This is a genomic window from Streptomyces physcomitrii (genome assembly GCF_012273655.1).
In the GTDB taxonomy this organism is placed as follows: Bacteria; Actinomycetota; Actinomycetes; order Streptomycetales; family Streptomycetaceae; genus Streptomyces; species Streptomyces physcomitrii.
Genome location: NZ_JAAWWP010000003.1, coordinates 81,684 through 105,353, shown reverse-complemented (window position 1 = coordinate 105,353; position 23,670 = coordinate 81,684). Strand labels below are relative to the sequence as shown.

At 71.2% G+C, this 23,670-nt stretch carries 20 protein-coding genes and 1 tRNA gene; 13 read left to right on the top strand and 8 right to left on the bottom strand.

Features of this window, described 5'->3' with window-relative positions; translation table 11 throughout:
• The first annotated feature begins 261 nt into the window (after window positions 1-261).
• The 4 genes from HFV08_RS32070 (at window position 262) to HFV08_RS06365 (ending at window position 4,657) form a co-directional block, all read left to right on the top strand.
• Window positions 262-1,617 (top strand): hypothetical protein, encoded by a 1,356-nt coding sequence (locus HFV08_RS32070; RefSeq protein WP_168536718.1) that lies wholly within the window; start codon window positions 262-264, stop codon window positions 1,615-1,617.
• A 138-nt stretch (window positions 1,618-1,755) separates the two neighbouring features.
• Window positions 1,756-2,547 carry a maleylpyruvate isomerase family mycothiol-dependent enzyme gene (locus tag HFV08_RS06375; protein ID WP_168536716.1) on the top strand — a complete coding sequence of 264 codons (792 nt, stop codon included), beginning with the start codon at window positions 1,756-1,758 and terminating at the stop codon, window positions 2,545-2,547.
• A gap of 231 nt (window positions 2,548-2,778) precedes the next feature.
• Window positions 2,779-3,360 carry a TetR/AcrR family transcriptional regulator gene (locus HFV08_RS06370; RefSeq protein WP_168536714.1) on the top strand — a complete coding sequence of 194 codons (582 nt, stop codon included), beginning with the start codon at window positions 2,779-2,781 and terminating at the stop codon, window positions 3,358-3,360.
• A gap of 52 nt (window positions 3,361-3,412) precedes the next feature.
• A complete protein-coding gene (locus HFV08_RS06365; RefSeq protein ID WP_168536712.1) occupies window positions 3,413-4,657 on the top strand; it encodes a GDSL-type esterase/lipase family protein in 1,245 nt (414 codons plus the stop codon).
• 39 nt (window positions 4,658-4,696) lie between these two features.
• Here HFV08_RS06365 and HFV08_RS06360 read toward each other — a convergent pair whose 3' ends face one another.
• Window positions 4,697-5,179, bottom strand: coding sequence for an ATP-binding protein (locus HFV08_RS06360; protein ID WP_168536710.1), 483 nt, complete (start codon window positions 5,177-5,179; stop codon window positions 4,697-4,699).
• 245 nt (window positions 5,180-5,424) lie between these two features.
• Here HFV08_RS06360 and HFV08_RS06355 point away from each other — a divergent pair, with 245 nt between their 5' ends.
• From HFV08_RS06355 to HFV08_RS06345, 3 genes are read left to right on the top strand one after another with little or no spacing between them, the layout of a single operon-like run.
• A complete protein-coding gene (locus tag HFV08_RS06355) occupies window positions 5,425-6,279 on the top strand; it encodes a DUF5753 domain-containing protein (RefSeq protein WP_168536708.1) in 855 nt (284 codons plus the stop codon).
• Window positions 6,276-6,488 (top strand): DUF397 domain-containing protein, encoded by a 213-nt coding sequence (locus tag HFV08_RS06350; protein ID WP_168536706.1) that lies wholly within the window; start codon window positions 6,276-6,278, stop codon window positions 6,486-6,488. Before HFV08_RS06355 ends, HFV08_RS06350 begins: the two co-directional genes overlap by 4 nt.
• Window positions 6,489-6,521: 33 nt before the next feature.
• On the top strand, window positions 6,522-6,731 hold the full coding sequence (locus HFV08_RS06345) for a DUF397 domain-containing protein (protein ID WP_168536704.1): 210 nt from the start codon (window positions 6,522-6,524) through the stop codon (window positions 6,729-6,731).
• Between the two features lie 82 nt (window positions 6,732-6,813).
• Here the strand turns inward: HFV08_RS06345 and HFV08_RS06340 are convergent, their stop codons facing one another.
• The gene (locus tag HFV08_RS06340; protein ID WP_168536702.1) at window positions 6,814-8,331 is read right to left on the bottom strand and encodes a sulfatase family protein; all 1,518 of its coding nucleotides are present in this window, start codon (window positions 8,329-8,331) and stop codon (window positions 6,814-6,816) included.
• 267 nt (window positions 8,332-8,598) lie between these two features.
• Window positions 8,599-8,694 carry a putative leader peptide gene (locus HFV08_RS32295; protein WP_312885419.1) on the bottom strand — a complete coding sequence of 32 codons (96 nt, stop codon included), beginning with the start codon at window positions 8,692-8,694 and terminating at the stop codon, window positions 8,599-8,601.
• 188 nt (window positions 8,695-8,882) lie between these two features.
• On the opposite strand from HFV08_RS32295, the gene purF reads away from it, so the two are divergent.
• Both purF and purM read left to right on the top strand, forming a co-directional pair.
• Window positions 8,883-10,412: an amidophosphoribosyltransferase gene (gene purF, locus HFV08_RS06335; RefSeq protein ID WP_168536700.1), complete on the top strand. Its 1,530-nt coding sequence runs from the start codon at window positions 8,883-8,885 to the stop codon at window positions 10,410-10,412.
• A gap of 33 nt (window positions 10,413-10,445) precedes the next feature.
• On the top strand, window positions 10,446-11,525 hold the full coding sequence (purM, locus tag HFV08_RS06330) for a phosphoribosylformylglycinamidine cyclo-ligase (protein ID WP_040251771.1): 1,080 nt from the start codon (window positions 10,446-10,448) through the stop codon (window positions 11,523-11,525).
• 115 nt (window positions 11,526-11,640) lie between these two features.
• Here purM and HFV08_RS06325 read toward each other — a convergent pair whose 3' ends face one another.
• Window positions 11,641-11,901: a DUF3073 domain-containing protein gene (locus HFV08_RS06325; RefSeq protein WP_040251772.1), complete on the bottom strand. Its 261-nt coding sequence runs from the start codon at window positions 11,899-11,901 to the stop codon at window positions 11,641-11,643.
• 364 nt (window positions 11,902-12,265) lie between these two features.
• Window positions 12,266-13,357 (bottom strand): Leu/Phe/Val dehydrogenase, encoded by a 1,092-nt coding sequence (locus HFV08_RS06320; protein ID WP_040251774.1) that lies wholly within the window; start codon window positions 13,355-13,357, stop codon window positions 12,266-12,268.
• 245 nt (window positions 13,358-13,602) lie between these two features.
• On the opposite strand from HFV08_RS06320, the gene HFV08_RS06315 reads away from it, so the two are divergent.
• A complete protein-coding gene (locus HFV08_RS06315) occupies window positions 13,603-14,445 on the top strand; it encodes a DUF8083 family protein (RefSeq protein WP_168536698.1) in 843 nt (280 codons plus the stop codon).
• Between the two features lie 499 nt (window positions 14,446-14,944).
• Complete coding sequence (bldC, locus tag HFV08_RS06310) at window positions 14,945-15,151, top strand: developmental transcriptional regulator BldC (RefSeq protein ID WP_003949541.1); 207 nt, start codon at window positions 14,945-14,947, stop codon at window positions 15,149-15,151.
• Window positions 15,152-15,859: 708 nt separating this feature from the next.
• Here the strand turns inward: bldC and HFV08_RS06305 are convergent.
• From HFV08_RS06305 to hrpA, 3 genes are all read right to left on the bottom strand, one after another.
• A tRNA-Asp gene (locus HFV08_RS06305) sits at window positions 15,860-15,934 on the bottom strand.
• A gap of 475 nt (window positions 15,935-16,409) precedes the next feature.
• Window positions 16,410-17,105: an ATP-binding protein gene (locus tag HFV08_RS06300; protein ID WP_168536696.1), complete on the bottom strand. Its 696-nt coding sequence runs from the start codon at window positions 17,103-17,105 to the stop codon at window positions 16,410-16,412.
• The gene (gene hrpA, locus HFV08_RS06295; protein ID WP_168536694.1) at window positions 17,105-21,151 is read right to left on the bottom strand and encodes an ATP-dependent RNA helicase HrpA; all 4,047 of its coding nucleotides are present in this window, start codon (window positions 21,149-21,151) and stop codon (window positions 17,105-17,107) included. Before hrpA ends, HFV08_RS06300 begins: the two co-directional genes overlap by 1 nt.
• Window positions 21,152-21,506: 355 nt before the next feature.
• On the opposite strand from hrpA, the gene HFV08_RS06290 reads away from it, so the two are divergent.
• Both HFV08_RS06290 and HFV08_RS06285 read left to right on the top strand, forming a co-directional pair.
• Window positions 21,507-22,562, top strand: a complete 1,056-nt coding sequence (locus HFV08_RS06290; protein ID WP_168536692.1) for an ABC transporter permease — start codon at window positions 21,507-21,509, stop codon at window positions 22,560-22,562.
• A gap of 259 nt (window positions 22,563-22,821) precedes the next feature.
• On the top strand, window positions 22,822-23,571 hold the full coding sequence (locus HFV08_RS06285) for a calcium-binding protein (protein WP_168536690.1): 750 nt from the start codon (window positions 22,822-22,824) through the stop codon (window positions 23,569-23,571).
• Window positions 23,572-23,670 lie beyond the last annotated feature (99 nt).

Genomic DNA, 23,670 nt, shown 5'->3' with positions numbered 1-23,670 from the left:
CGCGCTCCCGCACCCGTCCCGTGCTCGCGTCCCGTGCTCGCTGTTCCGCGCTCGCGCCGCTTGGCGGGGGCCGTCGCCGGACGGGCAGACTGGCACGCGTCCGGCGGTACGTACGGGCCGGGACATGGGCGGCCGCGGGGCAGGGGAGTGCGTACCGCAGGCGGCCGACCGGACGGGTCGTGTCGGGGCGCGGGGGGCCACGGGAGGGGAGTCGTGTCGATCCGGGGTGGCGGAGAACGGCCGGGCGAGGAGAGCCGGGGCGTGGCGGCAGAGGCCGGGGCGCGGGGGACGGGCTCGGGCGCCGGTGGCGGTTTCTCCGGGGAGCAGCTGGACGCGATCGGAAGTTATACGGCGCGCTACCGGGAGGGAATCGGGGAGCCGCTCCGACTGGGCCCGCGCGGGGGCCTGTTCAGGCCGGGCCTCCGCTCGCGCCGGCTGAGCCTGGTCAACGCGTTCTGCGTGCTCGTCGCCGCGTTCGGCGCGGTCGGCGGCGGCTGGCTTCTGGCCACCAACCTCCTGGGCCGCTACGAGATCGACGCGGCCTGCGACGGGCTCGTGCCCGCCGGGCTGGTGCTCGCCCTGCCCGAATCGGAGGGGCGGATCAGCGCGCCCGGGGACACGCTCGAAGTCGACGGATCGGGCTGCGGCCTCTTCTCCGATCTGGCCGGAGACGGATCGGGCCGCCGGTACTTCTTCCGCGCCGCGGCGGGCACCGCGCGCACCGCGCGGCCGAGTCCCGAGGATCCCGAGGCCTACCTCGTCGCCCGGGATCTCAGCTCCGGCCGCCCCGGCGAGGCGGACACCCCGGGGCCCCAGCCCCTCGGCGGTCCCGTGGACGGCGTGGTCACCGACGCCGCGGTGACGGTCCGTCTCCCCTGCCGCGAGGGCCGTTTGAAGGGTTCGCCGGTCAAGTCGCTCTGGGCCAAGGCCGAAATCCCGCGCCTCAGGAGCGACGGCCCGCTGACCGCCCGCGATCGGCATCTGCTGGCCCGGACAGCGGTCGGCACGGTCAACAACCTGGCCGAGCGGGCGCATTGCGGGCGAGGCTGGGAGGAACCCGCCGAGGGGCTGCCCGCCGATCCGCCCCGCAGCCCCCAGCCGGCCGCCCGGGCCGAGGGCACCTGCGCCTTCGCCCGCCCCTTCGCCCGCCGCGCGGACTTCCCCGAACGCGCCTTCCCCGCCCACGCCGACAAAGCGGTCAGCGAGGAGCGGTGCCTGCTCGGCATGGGCCCGGAACGCGCCGGAGACCTCCGCTACGAGGCCGTCCACAGGGGGGACTACGACAGGGACTTCCCCGCGGGGCCGTTCTGGGCGGCGCTGCACACCTACTACGGCGACTTGGCGGACAGCGTCGAATTCTGGGACGGCGACGGGTCGGCAAGCGCCCCCCGCGGCACGGCGGGGCGCGGCAGGACCGCTGTCTGGTGGGCCTCCTCCGAGTGCCGTGACGGCGGCCACGCCGTGCACACCCTCTCCCTGGACCACCTGTACGCGAAGTCCGTGACGCCCGCCTGGGCCCGCTATTTCCGCGCCTACGTCAAGGACGTGGCGCAGCGGCGGGGCTGCGACCACCTCGTCTTTCCCGGAGCCGAGGACTTCCGGCCCCCGAAGCGGTGAGGCCGGGCCCGGCGGCCGGGCGGCTCCCCCGTCCTGCGGCCCGCGGTCCCAAGGCACCTGTGTGGCAGGGCTGTTGTGCACAGATGGCCGCATCCCGAACCCCGCCCGGCCCCTTCCGCCCCGTCATAAGCTGACCCCATGCCGCCCCGGAAGCGCCTCCGCAGCTACGACTCCGCCAAGATCCGCAGCGCCGTCCTCGGCCAGTACGCGCAGGTGCGAGAGGCGGTGGCCGGGCTCAGCGAGGAGCAGCTCGACGCGCCGACGCACCTCGACGGCTGGGCAGTTCGCGATCTCGCGGCCCATGTGTCCATCGCGGTACGGGCGGTGAGCGCCGCGATCGACCTCCCCGAACCGCCGAAGGCCGAACTCGCCCTGCTGGACGCCCCGTTCGTCACGGCGAGCCTGGCCGAGGCGGTCGCCGAGGGCAGCCGGGCGCTGGCCGCCGCCGAGCGCGATCTGGCCTCCTTCGGGGCGAAGGTCGCCGCGAAGCTCGCCGAGGACCTCGCCGCCACCCCGGACGACCGCCGCCTCACCACCCGCCTCGGCACCATCGAACTCCTCCCCTTCCTGGTGACCCGTACGGTCGAACTCACCGTCCACACCGACGACTTGAACCGCGCCACCGGACTCGACATCCCGGTCGACCGGGAGGCCCTGGCCGCCTGCACCCGGATGCTCGCCGACGCCCTCGCGGTCAAGGCGCCCGGCGGCTCCACCGAGGTGCGGGTGCCGCCCTTCGCCGTGGTGCAGTGCGTGGAGGGGCCCCGGCACACCCGCGGCACCCCGCCCAATGTCGTCGAGACCGACCCGCTGACCTGGGTCCGCCTGGCGACCGGCCGCACGACCTGGGCCGAGGCGCACTCCGCCGCGAAGATCAGCGCGAGCGGCGAACGCTCCGACCTCTCCGCCCTCCTCCCGCTGATGTCCTGACCGGACGAGACCTGCCGGATCACCCTCCTCAGTCCCACTCTCCTGCCTAATCTCACCCCACATTTGCCTAAACCCTTTAGGCAAATGCATACTCGAAGCTGCCCACCTGGGCGTTCGCGGCCTCGCCGGCTCACGCTGCCGCCGAAGCGCGAAGGCGGACGCAGGCGCGGACGCATAAGAAGAGGCACCCGAGGCAGAGGAACCGGAAGGCAGCGGAACGGAGGGCGGCGCATGCCACGCGCGGGACTGACCACGGAACGCCTGATCCAGGCGGGGGCGGAGCTGGCCGACGAGGAGGGCTTCGACCAGGTCACCGTCTCGGCGCTGGCCCGGCGCTTCGACGTCCGCGTCGCGAGCCTGTACTCGCACGTCAAGAACTCCGGGGCGCTCAGGACCGGCATCGCCCTGCTCGCCCTCAGGGAACTCGCCGACCGGGGCAGCGCCGCCCTGGCCGGCCGCTCGGGCAAGGACGCCCTGACCGCCCTCGGCGACGTCTACCGCGACTACGCCCGGCAGCACCCGGGCCGGTACGCCGCCGCCCAGTTGCGGCTGGCCCCCGAGGACGCGGCGGCCAGCGCCGGGCCCCGGCACTCCCGGATGATCCGCGCCATCTTGCGCGGCTACGACCTGACCGAACCGGACCAGACGCACGCCGTCCGGCTTCTGGGCAGCGTCTTCCACGGCTTCGTGACCATGGAGGGCGGCGGGTCCTTCGACCACAGCAGCCCCGCCGCCGCGGAGACCTGGCCCCGGATCCTGGACGCCCTCGACGCCCTGCTGCGGAACTGGCCCGCCGCCCCCACCACCCCCTGAGCCGGGCCCGGCGCGCCCCGGCCCCTCCCCTCCGACCCGACAGGCGGACCCCATGCAGCACCCCGAGCCCGTACCGCACCCCGAGCCCGTACCGCGTCCCGAGTCGGCACCGCGCCCGGGGCCGCGCTGGACCACCACCCCTCTCACCCCCGAACTGCTGCGCGGCGCCCTCGACTTGGAGACCACCGAGCGCGGCGGCCTCCAGCCGCACCGGCTGCCCGCCCGGGCCCGCGCCCAGTACACCGACAGCCAGCTCTCGGTGGCGGAGACCCAGCCCTCCGGCGTACGGCTCGTCTTCCGCACCCGGGCCACCGCCGTCGAACTGGACACCCTGCGCACCAAGCGCGCGTACGTGGGCGCCCCGCCCCGCCCGGATGGGGTGTACGACCTCCTCGTGGACGGGCGCCTGGTCCGGCAGGCCTCCGTCTCCGGCGGCAACACCCTCACCATCGACATGACCACCGGCACCACCACCACCGAGTCGGGCCCGCCCGGCACCGTCCGCTTCACCGAACTGCCGCGCGAGGCGAAGGACGTGGAGATCTGGCTGCCGCACAACGAGGCCACCGAACTCCTCGCCCTGCGCACCGACGCCCCCGTCGAACCCCTCCCCGACCGGGGCCGCAAGGTCTGGCTGCACCACGGCAGTTCGATCAGCCACGGCTCGGACGCGGCGAGCCCCACCACGACCTGGCCGGCGCTCGCCGCCTCCCTCGCCGGGGTGGAGCTGATCAACCTGGGCCTGAGCGGCAGCGCCCTGCTCGACCCCTTCCTCGCCCGCGCCCTGCGGGACACCCCGGCCGAGCTGATCAGCCTCAAGCTCGGCATCAACGTGGTCAACGCCGATCTGATGCGGCTGCGCGCCTTCGCCCCCGCCGTGCACGGCTTCCTCGACACGATCCGCGAGGGGCACCCGGAGACTCCGCTCCTGGTCGTCTCGCCGATCCTGTGCCCGATCCACGAGGACACCCCGGGCCCCTGCGCCCCGGACCTCGGCAATCTGGTCAACGGCCAGATCCAGTTCAAGGCGCTGGGCGACCCCGCGGAGAAGGCGGCCGGGAAGCTGACCCTGGGCATCATCCGCGAGGAACTCTCCCGGATCGTGACCCAGCGTGCCGCCGAGGACCCGCACCTGCACTACCTCGACGGCCGCGAACTCTACGGCGCCGCCGACCTCACCGAACTCCCGCTGCCCGACGCCCTCCACCCCGACGCCGCCACCCACCGCCGCATCGGCGAACGCTTCGCCAAGCTGGCCTTCACCGGGGGCGGCGCCTTCGCGGCGGGCGGGGCTTGAGAGGGCAGGGCCTGAGAGGGGGGGCCGCGGGGGAGCGGTTCACTCCCGCCGGGCCTCCCGCGGCCAGGCCAGCTCCGCCCACACGTACTTCCCGAACGGCCGTTCCCCGACGCCCCAGTCGGCGGCCAGCTCCGCCACGATGAACAGCCCGCGCCCGCGCTGCTCGGTGGCGGAGTCCGCCGCCGAGTGCCGCAGCCGCGGGCGCCGCCGCCCGGCGTCGTGCACCTCGATGCGCAGGTAACTCGCCTTCAGCACAAGGGAGACGAGGACGAAGTCCTCCCGCGCCGAGCCGTACCGCACCGCGTTGGTGACCAGCTCCGACAGCACGAGAACCGCCTCGTCGACGCGTTCCTCCGGCACCTCCGGCGCATACGACCCGGCGAACTTCCGTACGTATTCCCGGGCTTGACGTACGGACTCGGGAGCGCTCGGGAGTTTCAGTTCGGCGGGCGACCGGCCGGAGGGCGGGCGCTCCGCTGTCGCATTTGCCGGAGATAAGCGATTCGGTCGCCTACACGTCATGCAAGCCTCCTCAGCAGCATCTGCCAGGTGAGCAGGGTCAGTTGCCACACCCGTAGCGATGCGGTAGCTCTTCGTCACATCAGAGTGCCTGCTGATCCCTCTCCTGTGCAAGCTATCGGAAGAGTGAATGCAAAATTGCATGCACGTCTGTGAGTGTCAGGATGGCGGAGCGGAAGGCGAGGTGGCATCCGGTGCACGAGCGCGGCAGACTGTCGGCTACTGGATCACTACGGGGAGGGAAGTACGTGAGCGCACCCACCGTGCGCAGGCGCCGCCTCGGGGTGAAGCTGCGCGGCCTGCGGGGAAGCAGCACCCTCGACGAGGTGGCCGCCAAGTCTGCCGGCGCGATCAACCCCGCCAAGCTCTCCCGCATCGAAACGGCCCGAACCGCCGCCAAGGCCAAGGACGTCGAACTCCTCCTCGATCTCTACGGGATCAAGGACAAGGAACTGCGCCGAGCTCTGCTCTCCCTCACGCGGGAAGGTGCGCGGCGGGGGTGGTGGCAGTCGTATCGGGGGATCCTGTCTCCGGTCTACGAGGACTTGATCAGCCTGGAGGCCGAGGCGACCAGCGTGCGGACATGGCAGATGGGCGTGATCCCCGGGCTGTTACAGACCGGTGAGTACGCGCGCGAGATCGTCACCGCAACAGCGATGTCGGAGGCACTGGAAGCCAAGGTGGACGCCTTGGCGGAGATCCGGCTGGCTCGGCAGGCGGTGCTGACCCGTGAAAAGCCCCTCAACCTCTGGGCGATCGTCTCGGAGACCGCCTTGCGTACCCAGTGCGTGGGCGAAGGTGTGATGCGGGAACAACTCGGTCGGCTTCAGTCCTTGGGACGGCGGCCCAACATCACCATCCAGGTGCTGCCTGCCGACTCCCCACCCCACGCAGGGAAGATGGGTTCGTACGCGGTTCTCGGCTTCGATGAGCACGCCGATCTCGACGTGGTGCACGTGGAGAGCCTCACTTCCGCCCTGTACGTCGAAGAACGTGACCAGGTCGCTGTCTACCGTGACGCGTTCGAGCGGCTACGCGCTGCGGCGCTCCCGGTCGAACGGTCAGCCGAACTGATCGCAGAGATAAGGAAAAAGCACTCATGAGCCACGTTGAAGACTCCGCCACCCTGCCCGTCACCTGGTGGAAGTCGTCGGCCTCCGGCGCCCAGTCGGACTGCGTCGAGTTCGGCCTCGTCGACGCGGGGACGGTCGCGGTCCGCGACAGCAAGGCGCCGCATGGTCCGGCGCTGCTTTTTGGCCGTGGTTCGGTGAGCGGCCTCGTAGCAGCGCTCAAGGACGGCACACTCGGCTAGACAGTGCTTGTCTTCACCCGTAAAGGAGTGCGCATGAGCCACGTTGAAGACGCCGCCACCCTGCCCGTCACCTGGTGGAAGTCCTCTGCTTCCGGCGCGCAGGGCGACTGCGTCGAGTTCGGCCTCGTCGACCCGGAGATGGTCGCCGTCCGCGACAGCAAGTCCCCGCACGGCCCGGCCCTTCTGCTCCCCCGTGGCCCGGTGACCGAGCTGATCACCGCCCTGAAGGAGGGCGTGCTCTAGCAGCGCGCCATCCAGCTCCGTACGCTCGCGGCCCGCCCCCGGAAGCTCAAGGGGCGGGCCGCAGGCGTCCGTTGACGGCCAATCAGCTCTTCTTCGCGTCCGGGTACGGCAGCAGCCTCTTGTCGATGCGCTCCCAGGCCTGCCGCAGCTCCTTCACCAACTCAGGTTCCGCCGCGGCCCGGTCGGCCTGTTCGCGGGCGTCCGCGTGGAGGTCGTACAGGTGGTCCTTGCCGTCCTGGCCCCGGTAGTACTTCCACTTGCCGCGGCGCAGGGCGCGTTCGCCGCGGACCCGCCAGAAGAGTTCGCGCTCCGCCAACTCCTCGCCGCGCAGCAGGTATCCGGCGAGGCTGCTGCCGTCCAGGGGGTACGCGGGGTGCGGGCGGGCGCCGCCGAGTTCGAGGAGGGTGGCGGTCCAGTCGGGGGTGAAGACCGGCTCCTCGCTGACCTGGCCGCCGTCGAGGCGGGCGGGCCAGCGGACGACGGACGGGACCCGGATGCCGCCCTCCTGGAGGCCGAACTTGCCGCCGGTCAGCGGCCAGTTGTAGGAGAAGCGCTCGCCGCCGTTGTCGCTGCCGAAGAAGACCAGGGTGTTCTCCTCCTGGCCGGAGCGGTGCAGGGCGGCGAGCACCTTGCCGACGGAGCGGTCCAGGTCCTCGACCATCTCGCGGTACTTCTCGACCGAGCCGCCGTCCCGGTGGTTGAGCGCGCCCTTGACCCCCGCGCGTATCCGGCGGGTGATCTCGGCGCTCTCCTCCTCGTCACCCTCGGCGATCCAAGGCCAGTGCGGGGTGGTGAAGTTGAGGTTCAGCAGCCAGGGCCGCTCGTGCTCGCGGGAGACGTACTCGCTCGCCCGCTCGGTCAGTACCCGGGTGTAGTAGCGCAGGTCCTTGTACTCGGCGTCGCCCTCGTAGAGGTCGTACTCGCCGAGCAGGCCGAGCTTGGAGTAGTACTCCAGGGCGCCGCCGAGGTTGCCGAAGAACTCGTCGTAGCCGGACTTGGTGGGGGAGTAGTCCGGGAGGTAGCCGCAGTGCCACTTGCCGATGAGGGCGGTGGCGTAGCCGGCGTCCCGCAGCAGCGAGGCCAGCGTGGGGTGGGTGGGTTCGAGGCCGACCGTGCGGTCCGCGATGGGCTCGGCGAGACCGCCCTTCGTACGGCCCGGGTAGCGGCCGGTGTAGAGGCTGAAGCGGGTGGGGGAGCAGGTGGCGGAGCCGGAGTAGGCGTCGGTGAAGCGGACGCCCTGGCGGGCCAGGCGGTCAAGGTTCGGGGTGTGGATGTGCGGGGCGCCGTAGCTGGAAAGGTCGGCCCAGCCGAGGTCGTCGCCGAGGATGAAGAGGATGTTCGGGCGCCGGGAGTGGCGGCCGGGGGCGGCCCGGAAGGGGCGCTCGCGGTGCTCGGCGGCGGCCCCGGCCGAGTCGGCGGTGGCGGCGGCCGCGGGCAGGCCCACGGCGGCGGCCGCGGTTCCGGCGCCGACGGCGGTGTGGAAGGCGCGCCGGGAGAGGGAGCGGCGCGAGCCGCCCTCGGCCTCCCCGGCGGGGGAGGCGGCCGGTTCGGTGCGGGAGGCGGGCGTACGGGAGGCGGGCGTACGGGAGGAAGAGGGCACAGGAAGGCTCCGGGTAGGGCGCGCACGGGGCCGGCGCGGGCGGCGGCGGTGGCATGAGCACGGCCGGGCCCGCGCGGGAGGGACCGGCGCGGTGGGAGAGGTGGTGACAGAGGGTGAGGAGGGGCGCCTGTGGCGGTGGTGGCGAACCCCGGGCGGAGGCCCGTGCGGCTGGGTACGGCCTCTGCGGGCAGGCGGCCCGTCAGGGTCCGGGAGCTGTCGGCGCCGAGGGGCGAATTCGAGACAGCGGGAGTGGGCCCGAGGCCGCGCTCAGCGGATGCGGCGACAGATCGCGCTCGCCACCCGGACCAGGTCGACGTGGCGGCGCTCCACGAGAACGGCGCCGGGGCCGCTGGGCAGCTGCATGGCCGGAAGCGTGACCGAAGACACCTTTGGCTGTCAACGGGCATCCGGTAATCGGACATCCGCGTCTCATTGCCGCCCTGCGCTGGGCTTTCCCGGGACCGCCGGTCCCTGGGAGCGCGGGTCCCGGGGACCAGGAGTCCCCCCACCCCAATTCGGACCAGTGGTCGATCTCGCCTACACTCGGTGGCGTGCCACGTGGTGACGGTCGACTCAATCACGATCTGCTCCCCGGCGAGAAAGGCCCCCAGGACGCTTGTGGCGTCTTCGGAGTCTGGGCTCCGGGCGAAGAGGTCGCAAAGCTCACGTACTTCGGGCTCTACGCCCTCCAGCATCGAGGTCAGGAATCCGCGGGAATCGCGGTGAGCAACGGCTCCCAGATCCTCGTCTTCAAGGACATGGGCCTGGTCTCCCAGGTCTTCGACGAAACCTCCCTCGGCTCCCTCCAGGGCCACATCGCCGTGGGCCATGCCCGCTACTCCACGACCGGTGCCTCGGTCTGGGAGAACGCGCAGCCCACCTTCCGTGCCACCGCGGAGGGCTCCGTCGCCCTCGGGCACAACGGCAACCTGGTCAACACGGCCCAGCTCGCCGAGCTGGTCGCCGAGCTCCCCCGGGAGAACGGCAGCCGCAACGCCAAGGTCGCCGCGACCAACGACACCGACCTCGTCACCGCGCTGCTCGCCGGGCAGAAGGACGAGGACGGCAAGCCGCTCAGCCTCGAAGAGGCCGCGATGACGGTGCTGCCCGAGGTCAAGGGCGCCTTCTCGCTGGTCTTCATGGACGAGCACACGCTGTACGCGGCCCGCGACCCGCAGGGCATCCGCCCGCTGGTCCTCGGCCGCCTCGAACGCGGCTGGGTGGTCGCCTCGGAGAGCGCCGCCCTCGACATCTGCGGGGCGGCCTTCGTCCGCGAGATAGAGCCGGGCGAGTTCGTCGCGGTCGACGAGAACGGCTTCCGCAGCACCCGCTTCGCCGAGGCCCGCCCCAAGGGCTGCGTCTTCGAGTACGTCTACCTGGCCCGCCCCGACACCGACATCGCGGGCCGCAACGTCTACCTCTCCCGCGTGGAGATGGGCCGCAAGCTCGCCAAGGAAGCCCCGGTCGAGGCCGACCTGGTGATAGCCACCCCGGAGTCCGGCACCCCCGCCGCCATCGGGTACGCCGAGGCCTCCGGGATCCCCTTCGGTGCCGGTCTGGTGAAGAACGCCTACGTGGGCCGCACCTTCATCCAGCCCTCGCAGACCATCCGCCAGCTCGGCATCCGCCTCAAGCTGAACCCGCTGAAGGAAGTCATCGCGGGCAAGCGCCTGGTCGTCGTCGACGACTCCATCGTGCGCGGCAACACCCAGCGCGCCCTGGTGCGCATGCTCCGCGAGGCGGGCGCCGCCGAGGTGCACATCCGGATCTCCTCGCCGCCGGTGAAGTGGCCCTGCTTCTTCGGCATCGACTTCGCCACCCGCGCCGAGCTGATCGCCAACGGCATGACGGTCGAGGAGATCGGCAAGTCGATGGGCGCCGACTCCCTCTCGTACATCTCCATCGACGGCATGATCGAGGCGACCACCATCGCCAAGCCGAACCTCTGCCGCGCCTGCTTCGACGGCGAGTACCCGATGGACCTGCCCGACCCCGAGCTGCTCGGCAAGCAGCTCCTGGAGACCGAGCTGGCCGCAGGACCGGCCTCCACGGCCGCGGCCGAAGCGCTCCGTCGCCCGTAACTCCCTCTCGCCTCCCAAGGAGACGTGTCACTTATGTCTGATTCCTCCGGCGCGCCCGCCGGCGCCTCGTACGCCGCCGCAGGTGTCGACATCGAAGCGGGCGACCGTGCCGTCGAGCTGATGAAGGAGTGGGTGAAGAAGACCCGCCGCCCCGAGGTCCTCGGCGGCATCGGCGGCTTCGCCGGACTCTTCGACGCCTCCGCCCTCAAGCGGTACGAGCGCCCGCTGCTCGCCTCGGCCACCGACGGCGTCGGCACCAAGGTCGACCTGGCCCGGCAGCTCGGCGTCTACGACAGCATCGGGCACGACCTGGTCGCCATGGTCATGGACGACATCGTGGTCTGCGGCGCGGAACCGCTGTTCATGACGGACTACATCTGCGTCGGCAAGGTCCACCCGGAGCGGGTCGCCGCGATCGTCAAGGGCATCGCCGAGGGCTGTGTGCTCGCCGGGTGCGCGCTGATCGGCGGCGAGACCGCGGAGCACCCGGGACTGCTCGGGCCCGACGACTTCGATGTGGCCGGTGCCGGTACGGGCGTGGTCGAGGCGGACCGGGTGCTCGGCGCCGACCGCATCCAGGAGGGCGACGCGGTGATCGCGATGGCCTCCTCCGGACTGCACTCCAACGGCTACTCGCTGGTGCGGCACGTGGTCTTCGAGCGGGCGAAACTCCGGCTCGACCAGGAGATCGCGGAGTTCGGCCGCAGCCTCGGCGAGGAACTCCTCGAACCCACCAAGATCTACTCGCTGGACTGCCTCGCCCTGATGCGGACCACCGAGGTGCACGCCTTCTCGCACATCACCGGCGGCGGCCTCGCGGCCAACCTCGCCCGGGTGATCCCGGACGGACTGCACGCCACTCTCGACCGCGGGACCTGGACGCCGGCCCCGGTCTTCGACCTGGTCGGCCGCGAGGGCCGGGTCGAGCGGCTCGAACTGGAGAAGACCCTCAACATGGGCGTCGGCATGATCGCGATCGTCCCCGGCGACTCGGCGGACGCGGCCCTGACCACCCTCGCCGACCGCGGGGTCGAGGCCTGGGTGGCCGGTGAGATCACCGCCCGCGGCGAGCACTCCACGGGCGCGGCACTCCATGGCGACTACGCCGCCTGACGCAGGCCCCGGGTGGCAGCACGAAACCCGGTCCGGTGCTGAAGCCCCGGACCGGGTGACATGCGATTGTCGCGAGAGCGGTAGCCGGAGCTACGAAACCACCGGTGTCGCGTGGTCAAGCGCCGCGGCGGCGCGACGAGGGGCCGGACTCGTCCGAGTCCTCCGCATCGTCGTCGTCGCCGTTGTAGCGATCCGCGTACTGGGCGTACGGGTCGTCTTCCTCCTCGTCGTCCTCGAACGGCTCGCCGTTCGGAGGCTGACTCGAAGTGGAAGCGCCCAGCTCATTGGCCAGACGCGACAGGTCAGTCCCGCCGCTGTTGTACTTCAGCTGGCGGGCGACCTTTGTCTGCTTGGCCTTGGCCCGGCCGCGCCCCATGGCTCGACCCCCTCGATATCGGGGCTCGACGGCCCCAGAGTCTTGACACGCGTTCATGTTCGGGAACGGGCCCTCCGTGGAGAGTCCGGTCCGTAGGGCTTCCACGGTACCTGCTGTTGCGGCCATACGGTACGCCGCCCGCAGGACGCGCCTGTCAGCAGAACCCGCGAGGAGCCCTGTCCTCGCTGGTCAGCCGCCATATTAACCTCTTCGGGGCGGCCGACCCGCCGACGGGGGTGAGTCTTGTCTCTCACCCCCGCCGAGCGCTCTGGTCCTGCTGGTCAAGCACTTTCCGGCCAGATCCCGCACGGGCGGGGCCGGGGGTCGCCCGGCCGCCGACCGGCCGCGGCCGGTGGTACGGCGCTCAGGCGCGGCGGGCCTGGGCCATCAGTCCCTCCGCGATCCGGTCCGCCGCCGCGGCCGGGGGGATCCCGTCGTCGTTCGCACGCGCGAATATCGTCAGGGTGGTGTCGTAGATCTCCGAGGCCTTCGCCTTGCAGCGCTCGAAGTCGAAGCCGTGCAGCTCGTCGGCGACCTGGATCACCCCGCCCGCGTTCACCACGTAGTCGGGGGCGTAGAGGATGCCGCGGTCGGCGAGGTCCTTCTCGACGCCGGGGTGGGCGAGCTGGTTGTTGGCCGCGCCGCAGACCACCGAGGCGGTCAGGGCGGGCACGCTCTCGTCGTTGAGGGCGCCGCCGAGCGCGCACGGGGCGTAGATGTCCAGGCCCTCGGTGCGGATCAGCTCGCTGGTGTGGGCGGCGACCCGTACCTCCGGGTGCTGCTCGGTGATCTGCCGCACCGACTCGGCGCGCACATCGGTGATCACGACCTCGGCGCCCTCCTCCAGGAGGTGCCCCACCAGGTGGCGCCCGACCTTGCCGACCCCGGCGATGCCGACCTTGCGACCGCGAAGGGCCGGGCTGTCCCACAGGTGCTGGGCGCTGGCCCGCATGCCCTGGTACACACCGAAGGCGGTGAGCACCGAGGAGTCGCCGGCGCCGCCGTTCTCGGGCGAACGCCCCGTGGTCCATTGGCACTCGCGCGCCACCACGTCCATGTCGGCGACATAGGTGCCGACATCGCAGGCGGTGATGTAGCGCCCGCCGAGCGAGGCCACGAACCGGCCGTAGGCGCGCAGCAGTTCGTCGCTCTTGAGGTAGTCCGGGTCGCCGATGATGACGGCCTTGCCGCCGCCGTGGCCGATTCCGGCCATCGCGTTCTTGTAGGACATCCCGCGGGAGAGGTTCAGCGCGTCGGCGACGGCCTCCTGCTCGCTCGCGTACGGGTAGAAGCGGGTGCCTCCGAGGGCGGGGCCGAGCGCGGAGTTGTGGATGGCGATGACGGCCTTGAGGCCACTGGCGCGGTCCTGGCAGAGCACGACTTGCTCATGGCCGCCCTGGTCCGAGTGGAACAGGGTGTGCAGAACCTCGGCAGGAGCGCCGGTTACGTCGGTCACTGTGGTGACTCCTGGGTAAGAAGCGGCGGAGGGTTGGGTGCTCCGCGTCCTGGGTGCCGCTTGTGGCGGGCTGCCCGGTCAGCGGCTTCATGCGGACGGCCTTGCGGGCCGATGGGCATGAGATTAGGGCCTGCGGGGCAGTGTGTGCGCACAGTCGGACCGATCACCTTCTGACGGCGCGGGAGCATGGCACGATTTGCAGTGTTTTCCCGGGTCTCCGGGCTGTGGACGGGTGAGGAGTCGCTGTGCCCAAGGTGCCCTCGGTGATCGTGCCGTACGCCGCGTATCTGCGCGTCTACGAGCCGCTGGCCGCCTTCCCCGAGCCGGAGCGCGGACACTGGGAGCGGTACGCCAAACGCCCCGAGCACCCCTCCCACCAGGACGAACTGCGCCGTTCGCTGGCCGATCTGCTGCCGGTGCCGCCGGTGGTGGTGCCGGTGCACGAGAGCGACGACGCCTTCGTGGCCGAGCTGGACGGCGTGCTGTGCGTCTGCCCCTGGCGGACCCGGCTGCGCGGCTGGCAGTCGCTCGGCAGGCTGGGCGGGCAGTGGCCGGCGCCGGTCCTGGACGCGGTGCTGCCGAAGGTGGTGCGCGAGCAGGCCGCCGCCGACTACGAGGCCTGGCTGGCCGAGCACCCGGACGCCCGCCCCTGGATCCGCACCTCGACCTGGCAGGTCCCGCTCAGCTGGTTCGTGCTCTTCGCCGACGAGGAGCGGGAGTACGAGAAGGCGGACGGCGGGCATCCGGCGCGGCTGCGGTACCGCACGCCGATGGTGCAGGCCCGGCGGCGGGTGGCCCGCGGCTTCAAGACGATGAAGGACACCCTCGACGAGGGTCCGCTGCTCGACGGGCTTGTAGAAGTGGGCCGATGGCTGGAAGAGTTCCATCCGCGTTCACTCGTGGAGCTGGACTACGGCGGCCTGGCGCACGCCCTGTCCGCGGACGATCTGGACGGCGACCACTCGGCGGCCGATGTGGCGCAGGGCATCAAGTCCCTGCGCGAGGGCGACGGGGTGGCCGCGGGCGAGGCGTACCGGAAGCTGGTGGAGCGCTGGCGGGCGGTACGGGCGCTGCAGTCCGCGAACTGATCGCGGCGGGCTCGCGGGGTGAGCGCGAACTGCTCGCGCGGTGCGCGCGGTTACGGGGACGTAGGTCCCGATCCGGGGCCAAACTCCCAAGCGTGACGGACCGCACTTACGGCCCTCTTGCGCCCATCACCCCTCCTCGTGCCAAAATAGGACAAGGAGTCCGGTGAGGCCTCCTTCTGCTCAACTATGGGTGGAATGCTCGACATTGCACGTTATCGGGGGTCCCCGCGACGCCTGAGCGCCGCCGTAACTGATCGTTACTGGGGTGTAACTGTCCGCTATGGCATGGTCCATCGGCTTCCGTCGCCGATGGATACCTGAAGGGGCAATTCCATCGGTTTGGCCGACGCGGCTGGACAGATGGTGTAGTTGTAGTGCCGAGGACAAGCCGTTCGTCCTATAACCGACTCGACCCGCGTCGACCATTTCGGGCAACGCGGGTCAAGGTGCAGAATTTAGAGGAAAGAACCGAAGGTTCGGTTCTCCGAGGAGGCCGCTCATGACCGCTCGCACCCCTGATGCAGAGCCGTTGCTGACCCCTGCTGAGGTTGCCACCATGTTCCGCGTCGACCCTAAGACGGTCACACGCTGGGCAAAGGCGGGCAAGCTCACATCGATCCGCACGCTCGGCGGGCATCGCCGCTACCGCGAGGCGGAGGTCCGCGCACTGCTCGCGGGCATTCCGCAGCAGCGCAGCGAGGCCTGAGAAACCGCAGATAGCCGGACGTTGAGTACCAGCCGGACCCCCATCCGGCGAAACGTCCGCTGACAGCTCCAACGACGCGGGCCCTGCCCCAACAGGCCCTGTTCCCTCGCGACTTCACATGGGTGCGTCGTCGATCGCGCTGGACTCCGCCGGGTCCAGCGCGATCTTTTTATGCCCTGGTCCCGGGCCTGCCAGTCCGGGGAGCCGGTGTACAGGCGGCGCGCCGGGGCGCCTGGGCGCGCGCTGGAGCGCGCCAAAAGCCCTCGGGTGGCGAAGTCCCGTACGGGTCACCCGCGGTGCCGCGTGCGCCCCACTGTGGGGTTCCTCCAAGAGGCCGTACGGAGGGTGAGGCTGACGCCCGGGCTCCCTCCTCGTACGTGCAATTGCACATATTAAATTGATCAGTTGTAGGCGAGGGGTAAGTAACGGTCCCACCAAAAGATATTGAGTGACACCTGTCACATGTCAAAGGTCTTGTTGTGCGACGGTGCCTGCACTAGGGAAAGGGCCCTCTCGCAGGGGGAGATGGCCGAGGGGGTCCTGAGGTTGCCCGGCGGGAGGTGTCAGTTGTGACATCCGCCGGCCACGGGAGGCGGCGCGGGAGTACGGGTGCGGGGCGCGCCAAACGGGGCGCCCGGTTCGTTCGCGTACCGCCGGGCATGCAGAAGGCCCCGCAACCACGGGTGGGTTGCGGGGCCTTCGGGAAAGCGGTCCTGACGGGATTTGAACCCGCGGCCTCCACCTTGACAGGGTGGCGAGCACTCCAAACTGCTCCACAGGACCTTGCTTCGCAGCGGAACTTTCCTTCGCTGCGGAAGAGACTGTACCCCAGGTCAGGGGCGCCGGTCGAACTGGCGGCGGACCGTGGCCCCGGGGCCTCCCCTTCCCGCTCCCGGCGGCGCTCCGGAGCCTCATCGGGCCAGGCCGGGAGGGGTCAGCCCGGGTGCGGGGCGAGGAAGCGGAATCCGTGCGCGGCGCGCATGCCGGGGTGCGGCGCCCCGGCGCGAGGAAGTGCGAGCGGGAGTGAGAAGGGCGGTCAACTCGCCCTCCGCTCCGGCCCGTTGATGTTTCAGCCAGGGCCGCAGAGCAGGCACGGACCCCGGAGAGGTCCGGGGCCCGTCCGGAGTCCGTCCGGGTGCGGACCAGGTAAGGAGCCGCCCGTGCGAGATCCCCGGCACCCGCCGCCCACAGCGCGGGTGCTGCTCCGCGGAAGTTCGTGGAGGGGGTGCGAAAGGCAGGTCTGGGCACCTCGGATGTGTCAGACGAAGGAGAAGTACGCGGCGGCTTCGGCAGGCGTGGTCGCTTGGCGGCGCCCGGGGACGTCGTGCACGGCGGTCGCGCCCTCGGAGCGGAGCTGGTCGGCAGTGGCGTCTCGGGCCATGGCCGCGGCGTAGGCGTGGACGTCCGCGGCGGTGAGGTCGGTGCGGCCCCGCTCGGTGTACTGCCGGAGGAGGTCGGTGACCTCCGGGTCGAACCGCAGCATGGTCACCGGGGCGTCGAAGCGGCCGGCGATGGCGATGAGTCGTTCGCGTGCCCGCGGGGTGACATTGGTCGACTCGGCGACTGCGCCGCGTCCGGTGGCGAGCCTGGCGACGATCCTGCGGTCACGTTCCTCGAAGATCCGTGCGTCCGCCGCGTCGGACTCCGCTTGCGCGGGTGAGGTGCCGTAGAGCTCCGCGCGGATCCCGTCGCTGGACACCACGGCTTCCGCGTCGATCTGCCCGCTCTCGATCAGCGCCCGGACGAAGCTGGTCTTGCCGGAGGCCGGCGGGCCGACGAGGACGACAAGTCCGGCCGGCACCCGGATGGCCGACGCGGGAGCGTGGGGACAGCGGCCGCCCGCGCAGTCGTGGGCTTCCTCCGGGGAGCCGGCCGGCGGTCCGCTGGGCAGGACGTCGTCCCGGTGGCTGTCGCCGCCGGCCGGACAGCGGGCGAAGCTCCAGGTGTGCGGCACTAGGCGTACTTGTCGATCACCTTGAGGATGCGCTTGTCGGAGACCGGATAGGCCGTGCCGAGGGCGTGTGCGAAGTAGCTGACCCGCAGCTCCTCCAGCATCCAGCGGATGTCGAGGACCTCCCGCGGCACCGGCCGCCCCTGCGGCAGCTGCTCGCGCAACCAGGCGTACTCGTCCTGGAGTTCGTGGACCTTCTCCATCCGCGCGGTGTCCCGCTGGGCGTTCGCGGGCATCTGCGTCAGGCGCCGGTCGGCGGCGACCAGGTAGCGCATCAGGTGCCCGAGCCGCCCGACCCCGGCCTCGGTGACGAAGCCCGGCCTGATCAGCGCGTCCAACTGGGCCCGTACGTCCGCGAGGTTGGCGAGCAGTGCCGGGCTGCGGACGGACTTCAGGCGCCGCTCGCAGGAACCCCAGGCGGCGAGGACCTGCTGGACCTGGCCGACGGTGGCCACCGTGGCGTCGACGATCTCGGCGCGGACCTTCTCGTACAGCTTCCGGTAGGACTCCTCGTCCCAGGCCGGGCCGCCGAAGTCGGTGATCAGCTTGTCCGCGGCGGCCTGCGCGCAGTCCGAGAAGAGCGCCGGGATCGAGCCGTGCGGATTGGCCGAAAGGGCCAGCTTCTGGGCGTTGTTGAGCTTGTCGGAGGCGAACTTGGCCGGGTTGACCGGGATGTTGCGCAGGATCAGCCGCCGGGTGCCGCGCCACATCGCCTGCTGCTGCTCGGCCTCGGTGTCGAAGAGCCGCACCGAGACGGTGTCCCCGTCGTCCACCAGGGCGGGGTAGGCCTTCACCGGCTGCCCGGCCCGCCGGGTCTCGAAGACGCGGCTGAGGGTGCCGAGACTCCAGTCGGTCAGGCCCCTGCGCTCCACGGACTCGCCGCCGGTGCGCTCCGCGGTGGCCGCGGCCGCCTGGGAGATCGCCTTCTGCGCCTTGGGCTTCAGGCGCAGCCTCAGCGCCTGGAGGTCCTTGTCCTCGGCGAGCTTGCGGCGCCGCTCGTCCACGATCCGGAAAGTGATCTTGAGGTGCTCGGGCACCCGCCCCAGGTCGAAGTCCTCGGCGGTGACCGGCACTCCGACCCGCCGCTTCAACTCCCGGGCCAGAGTGACCGGCAGGGCTTCCTGGAGCGGCTCGGCGTGCTCCAAAAAGGCCCGGGCGAAGTTGGGCGCCGGGACGTAGTGCCGCCGGATGGGCTTGGGCAGCGAGCGGATCAGCTCGGTGACGACCTCCTCGCGCAGGCCCGGGATCTGCCAGTCGAAGCCCTCCTCCGAGACCTGGTTGAGCACCTGGAGCGGGATGTGCACGGTCACCCCGTCGGCGTCCGCGCCCGGCTCGAACTGGTACGTCACGCGGAACTTCAGTCCGCCCTGCCGCCAGGAGTCCGGGTAGTCGGCCTTGGTGACCGCCTGCGCCCGCTCGTTGATGAGCATCGAGCGCTCGAAGTCGAGGAGTTCGGGGTCCTCCTTCGCCTTGTGCTTCCACCAGGAGTCGAAGTGGGCGCCGGAGACGACGTGTTCGGGCACCCGCTGGTCGTAGAAGTCGAAGAGGGTCTCGTCGTCCACCAGGATGTCGCGGCGCCGGGCCCGGTGCTCCAGCTCCTCCACCTCGGTGAGCAGCCGGCGGTTGGCGGCGAAGAACTTGTGGTGGGTGCGCCAGTCGCCCTCGACCAGGGCGTGCCGCAGGAAGAGCTCGCGGCTCACCTCCGGGTCGATACGCCCGTAGTTGACCTTGCGCTGCGCCACGATCGGCACGCCGTACAGCGTCACCTTCTCGTAGGCCATCACCGCGGACTGGTCCTTCTCCCAGTGCGGTTCGGAGTACGTCCGCTTGAGCAGATGCTCGGCGAGCGGCTCGATCCACTCCGGCTCGATACGGGCGTTGACCCGCGCCCACAGCCGCGAGGTCTCCACCAGCTCTGCCGACATCACGAACCGCGGCGGCTTCTTGAACAGCGCCGACCCCGGGAAGACCGCGAACTTCGCGCCGCGCGCGCCGAGATACTCGTTGCGCCCGCCGCGCTCGCGTTCGCTGGTCTGGGTGCCGCTGCCGTTGGTCTTCACGTCCTTCATGCCGACGTGCGAGAGCAGACCGGCCAGCAGCGAGATGTGGATCTGCTGGTCGGGCGCCTGGTCCGCGCCCTCGGAGCCGCCGGTCTTCAGGCCCATCTGCTTGGCCACGGTGCGCAGTTGGGAGTAGATGTCCTGCCACTCGCGGATCCGCAGGTAGTTCAGGTACTCGCCCTTGCACATCCGGCGGAACGCCGAGGAGGACAGCGCCTTCTGCTGCTCGCGCAGATACCGCCACAGGTTCAGATAGGCGAGGAAGTCGCTGGTCTCGTCCTTGAAGCGGGCGTGCTGCTGGTCGGCCTGCGCCTGCTTCTCCACCGGGCGTTCGCGCGGGTCCTGGATGGAGAGCGCCGCGGCGACCACCATCACCTCACGGACGCAGCCGTTGCGGTCGGCCTCCAGGACCATCCGGGCCAGTCGCGGGTCCACCGGCAACTGGGCCAGTTTGCGCCCGACTTGGGTGAGCCGCTTACGGGACTCCTTCTGCTCGGGGTCCAAGGCGCCCAGTTCCTGGAGGAGTTGGACGCCGTCGCGGATGTTGCGGTGGTCCGGCGGGTCGATGAAGGGAAACTTCTCGATGTCGCCGAGACCGGCCGCGGTCATCTGCAGGATGACGGAGGCGAGGTTGGTGCGCAGGATCTCCGCGTCGGTGAACTCGGGCCGCGCGAGGAAGTCGTCCTCGGAGTAGAGCCGGATGCAGATACCGTCCGAGGTACGGCCGCAACGCCCCTTGCGCTGATTGGCACTTGCCTGGCTGACCGCCTCGATCGGCAGCCGCTGCACCTTGGTGCGGTGGCTGTAGCGCGAGATGCGCGCGGTGCCCGGGTCGATCACGTACTTGATGCCCGGCACCGTCAGCGAGGTCTCGGCGACATTGGTGGCGAGCACGATCCGCCTGCCCTGGTGCGGCTGGAAGACCCGGTGCTGCTCGGCGTGCGAGAGCCGCGCGTACAGCGGCAGGACCTCGGTCGCCCCCGGCATGCCCTGGGTGTGCCGGTACTTCTTCTCCAGCGCGTCCGCGGTGTCGCGGATCTCCCGCTCCCCGGAGAGGAAGACCAGGATGTCCCCGCGCGGCTCCCGGCTCAACTCGTCCACCGCGTCCACGATCGCGGTGATCTGGTCCCGGTCCGCCTCCTCGGAGTCCTCTTCGAGCAGCGGGCGGTAGCGGACCTCCACCGGATACGTACGCCCGCTGACCTCGACGATCGGGGCGTCGCCGAAGTGCCGCGAGAACCGCTCGGGGTCGATGGTCGCGGAGGTGATGACCACCTTCAAGTCGGGTCGCTTGGGCAGCAGTTGGGCGAGATAGCCGAGCAGGAAGTCGATGTTGAGGGAGCGCTCGTGCGCCTCGTCGATGATCAGGGTGTCGTAGGCGCGCAGCTCGCGGTCGGTCTGGATCTCGGCGAGCAGGATGCCGTCCGTCATCAGCTTCACGAAGGTGTCCGCGCCCACCTGGTCGGTGAAGCGGACCTTCCAGCCGACCGCCTCGCCCAGCGGCGTGTCCAGCTCCTGTGCCACCCGCTCCGCGACGGTACGGGCGGCGAGCCGGCGCGGCTGGGTGTGGCCGATCATGCCGCGCACCCCGCGCCCCAGCTCCATGCAGATCTTCGGGATCTGGGTGGTCTTGCCGGACCCGGTCTCACCCGCGACGATCACGACCTGGTGGTCCCGGATCGCCGCCAGGATCGCGTCCTTCTTCTGGCTGACCGGAAGCTGCTCGGGATAGCTGACGGCCGGAACCCGTGCCGCCCGCTCCGCGAGCCGCGCCTCACCCGACGCGATCTCGGCCTCGATCTCCCCGAGCACGGCGGTGCGCGCCTCGGGTTTGCGTATCCGCCGGGCGCCCTCCAGCCTGCGGCCGAGCCGGTGCGCGTCGCGCAGCGAGAGGCCGGAGAGGCGGTCGCCGAGCGGACCGAGGGGGCTGGGGCGGGGGCCCTGCGGGGCGGTGCCCGAGGCGGAGGCGGGGGCGGGCTGCGTAGACATACGGACTCCAGGATCTCATCCCGGGGAAATCCGTGGCGAACCCTTTTGCTGCGGCGCCCGTCACGACAGCCGTGGGGCGGTGTCCTAGCGTGACCTTATGTCTGAAATGCCGGAGGGGCGGGAGTCGGAGGACGAAGGCCCGGAGAGTGAAGGGCCGAGGAGCGAAGGCCCGGAGAGCAAAGGGCCGAGCAGCGAAGGGTCGAAGGGCGGAGGCCCGGGGAGCGAGGGGCCTGGCGGCGAGAGGCCGGACGTCGAGGGGTCCGACGACGAGGGGCCGGGCGTCGCGAGGCCGGACGGAGAGGGACCGGACGGAGGGGGACCGGACGAGACCGGTGGCGGCTCCTCCGCGCACCCCGTGTCCCGGGCGCACGCCCGCGCCCCGGAGCGCGGCGCGGGCTGGGACTGGTTCCGGGGCACGCCCTTCTGGCCGGCGACCGTCATCGTGCTGATCCTCGCCGCGGCGGCCGGAGTCTTCGCGGGCTCGTACACGTACTCCATGGCGAAGCCCACCCCGCACCGCATCCCCATCGGCATCACCGGCGACTACGAGGCGCTGCGCGGCGAGGCCTACGTCGACCGCCTGGAGAAGGAACTCGGCACCTCGCTGCGGCTGCACCCCTACGACCGCCCGGCCGAGGCGCGGCACCAGGTGCAGGAGCAGAACATCTTCGCCGTCGTGGACGTCCGCCCCGGTGGCCGCGAGGTCGCGCTCGCGGTCTCCAGCGCCTCCGGGGCCTCGGTCGCGGACGTGATCGCCGAGGCCGCCCCGAAGGTCGCCAAGGAGGCCGGGGTCCGGGTGCGCGTCAGCGACCTCAACCCGCTCCAGGAGGGCGACCCGCGCGGACTCGCGATCTTCTACATCACCCTCGCCTCGGTGATCATCGGCTTCGTCGGCTCGATCCAGTTGTCCGTGCACGGCAAGGACCTCGGCCCGGTGGCCCGGATCGTCTTCACCGCCGCGTACGCGATGCTCGGCGCGCTGGCCATCGTGGCGGTGGTCGACTGGTGGATCGGCGCCCTCGACCTGCCGGAGGGGGAGTCCTGGGCGATCCTCGCGCTCACCATGTTCACCGCGGGCATGGTCAGCACGATGTTCACCACCCTCTTCGGCCGCTGGGCGATGCTGCCCACCTGGGGCCTGATGATCATCCTCGGCAACCCCTCCTCCGGCGGCGCCGTCTCCGGCCCCCTGCTGCCCCCCGTCCTGCGCGCCATCGGCCGCTGGCTGCCGCCGGGCGCCTCGGTCAACGCCCAGCACACCGCCGTCTACTTCCAGGGCCACCAGCACCCCCTGCCCTTCCTCGTCCTCGGCGGCTGGGCCCTGCTCGGCACGACCGTCTTCTGGCTCTGGCGCCACCGCCACCCGGGCGCCTCGGTCTCCCTGCCGAAGGGGGAGCACGCGGCGGGGTGAGGGGCGGCGCGAGTACGGGAGGGGTGGGGTGAACGGTGGGTTGAGGGGAGCTGGACACCTGGCGGCCAGGGGCTTTCGGGGAGATTTCGGCCCTTTTTCACCCCGGAAGGGCGCAACCCTTCGGCGATTCGGCGGGTCAATGACTGCGGCAGGGCGAGAGCGACCGTGCACTCCCTCTCCTCCTCTTCCTCTCCTTTCTCTCCTTCTCTTCTTTCTCTCCTTCTCTTCGCGACTCTTCGCTCTGGACCCTGGGGGACTCATGTCTCGTACGACCCGTTCCGCTCACTCCGCCCGTACGTTGCGTTCACTGGCCGCCGCCGCGCTGATCGCCGCTCCGGCCGGGCTGGCCCTCGGCACCGCTCCGGCGGGTGCCGCCGCGCCGACCGAGGCAAGCGCGGTCGCCGACGACGGCGGCCATGCGATCACGTACACCGCGGGCTCCGCGCAGGAGAACCGGGTGGTGATCACCGAGGCCAAGGGCACGGAGTTCACCATCGACGACGTGGTGCCGATCAAGGCCGGTACCGACTGCGTGCACCCCGACGCGGCCGACCGGACCAAGGTGGTCTGCACCCTCACCGAGTTCGGCGACTACTGGGTACGCATCCGGGTCGAGCTGGGCGACGGTGACGACACCCTCTCCATGCACGCGGGCAACGAGAACTCCCTGCACGGCGGCTCCGGCAACGACGAGATCACCGGCGGCGGCAACAACTTCATCTTCGGCGAGGACGGCGACGACACCCTCACCGGCGGCACCCAGGACGGCGGCAACGGCGCCGACCTGCTCAGCGCCCCGGACTACGGCGCCGTCGGCGGCGCGGGCAACGACACCCTGGTCGGCACCGACGGCCCCGACGACCTCCGCGGCGGCGCCGACCACGACATGATCATCGGCCGCGCCGGCGACGACACCCTCTACGGCAACAGCGGCAACGACACCATCCACGGGGGCGGCGGCAACGACTTCATCTCGGGCGGCACCGGCAAGAACACGATCTATCAGTAGGACTGGCGACCGAGAGGACTGGCGACCGAGCTGTCCGTACCGACCTGTCAGTAGGACCGCGACGCCCGGGGGCGCTCCGGCTCCCCGGGCGCGGTCTGC

What these genes read in the sequence shown, in the direction of transcription:
- HFV08_RS06375 (WP_168536716.1), top strand. Translation starts at nt 1,756, where the DNA reads ATGCCGCCCCGGAAGCGCCTCCGCAGCTACGACTCCGCCAAGATCCGC.
- HFV08_RS06370 (WP_168536714.1), top strand. Translation starts at nt 2,779, where the DNA reads ATGCCACGCGCGGGACTGACCACGGAACGCCTGATCCAGGCGGGGGCG.
- HFV08_RS06365 (WP_168536712.1), top strand. Translation starts at nt 3,413, where the DNA reads ATGCAGCACCCCGAGCCCGTACCGCACCCCGAGCCCGTACCGCGTCCC.
- HFV08_RS06360 (WP_168536710.1), bottom strand. Translation starts at nt 5,179, where the DNA reads ATGACGTGTAGGCGACCGAATCGCTTATCTCCGGCAAATGCGACAGCG.
- HFV08_RS06350 (WP_168536706.1), top strand. Translation starts at nt 6,276, where the DNA reads ATGAGCCACGTTGAAGACTCCGCCACCCTGCCCGTCACCTGGTGGAAG.
- HFV08_RS06345 (WP_168536704.1), top strand. Translation starts at nt 6,522, where the DNA reads ATGAGCCACGTTGAAGACGCCGCCACCCTGCCCGTCACCTGGTGGAAG.
- HFV08_RS32295 (WP_312885419.1), bottom strand. Translation starts at nt 8,694, where the DNA reads ATGCAGCTGCCCAGCGGCCCCGGCGCCGTTCTCGTGGAGCGCCGCCAC.
- purM (WP_040251771.1), top strand. Translation starts at nt 10,446, where the DNA reads ATGTCTGATTCCTCCGGCGCGCCCGCCGGCGCCTCGTACGCCGCCGCA.
- HFV08_RS06325 (WP_040251772.1), bottom strand. Translation starts at nt 11,901, where the DNA reads ATGGGGCGCGGCCGGGCCAAGGCCAAGCAGACAAAGGTCGCCCGCCAG.
- bldC (WP_003949541.1), top strand. Translation starts at nt 14,945, where the DNA reads ATGACCGCTCGCACCCCTGATGCAGAGCCGTTGCTGACCCCTGCTGAG.
- hrpA (WP_168536694.1), bottom strand. Translation starts at nt 21,151, where the DNA reads ATGTCTACGCAGCCCGCCCCCGCCTCCGCCTCGGGCACCGCCCCGCAG.
- HFV08_RS06285 (WP_168536690.1), top strand. Translation starts at nt 22,822, where the DNA reads ATGTCTCGTACGACCCGTTCCGCTCACTCCGCCCGTACGTTGCGTTCA.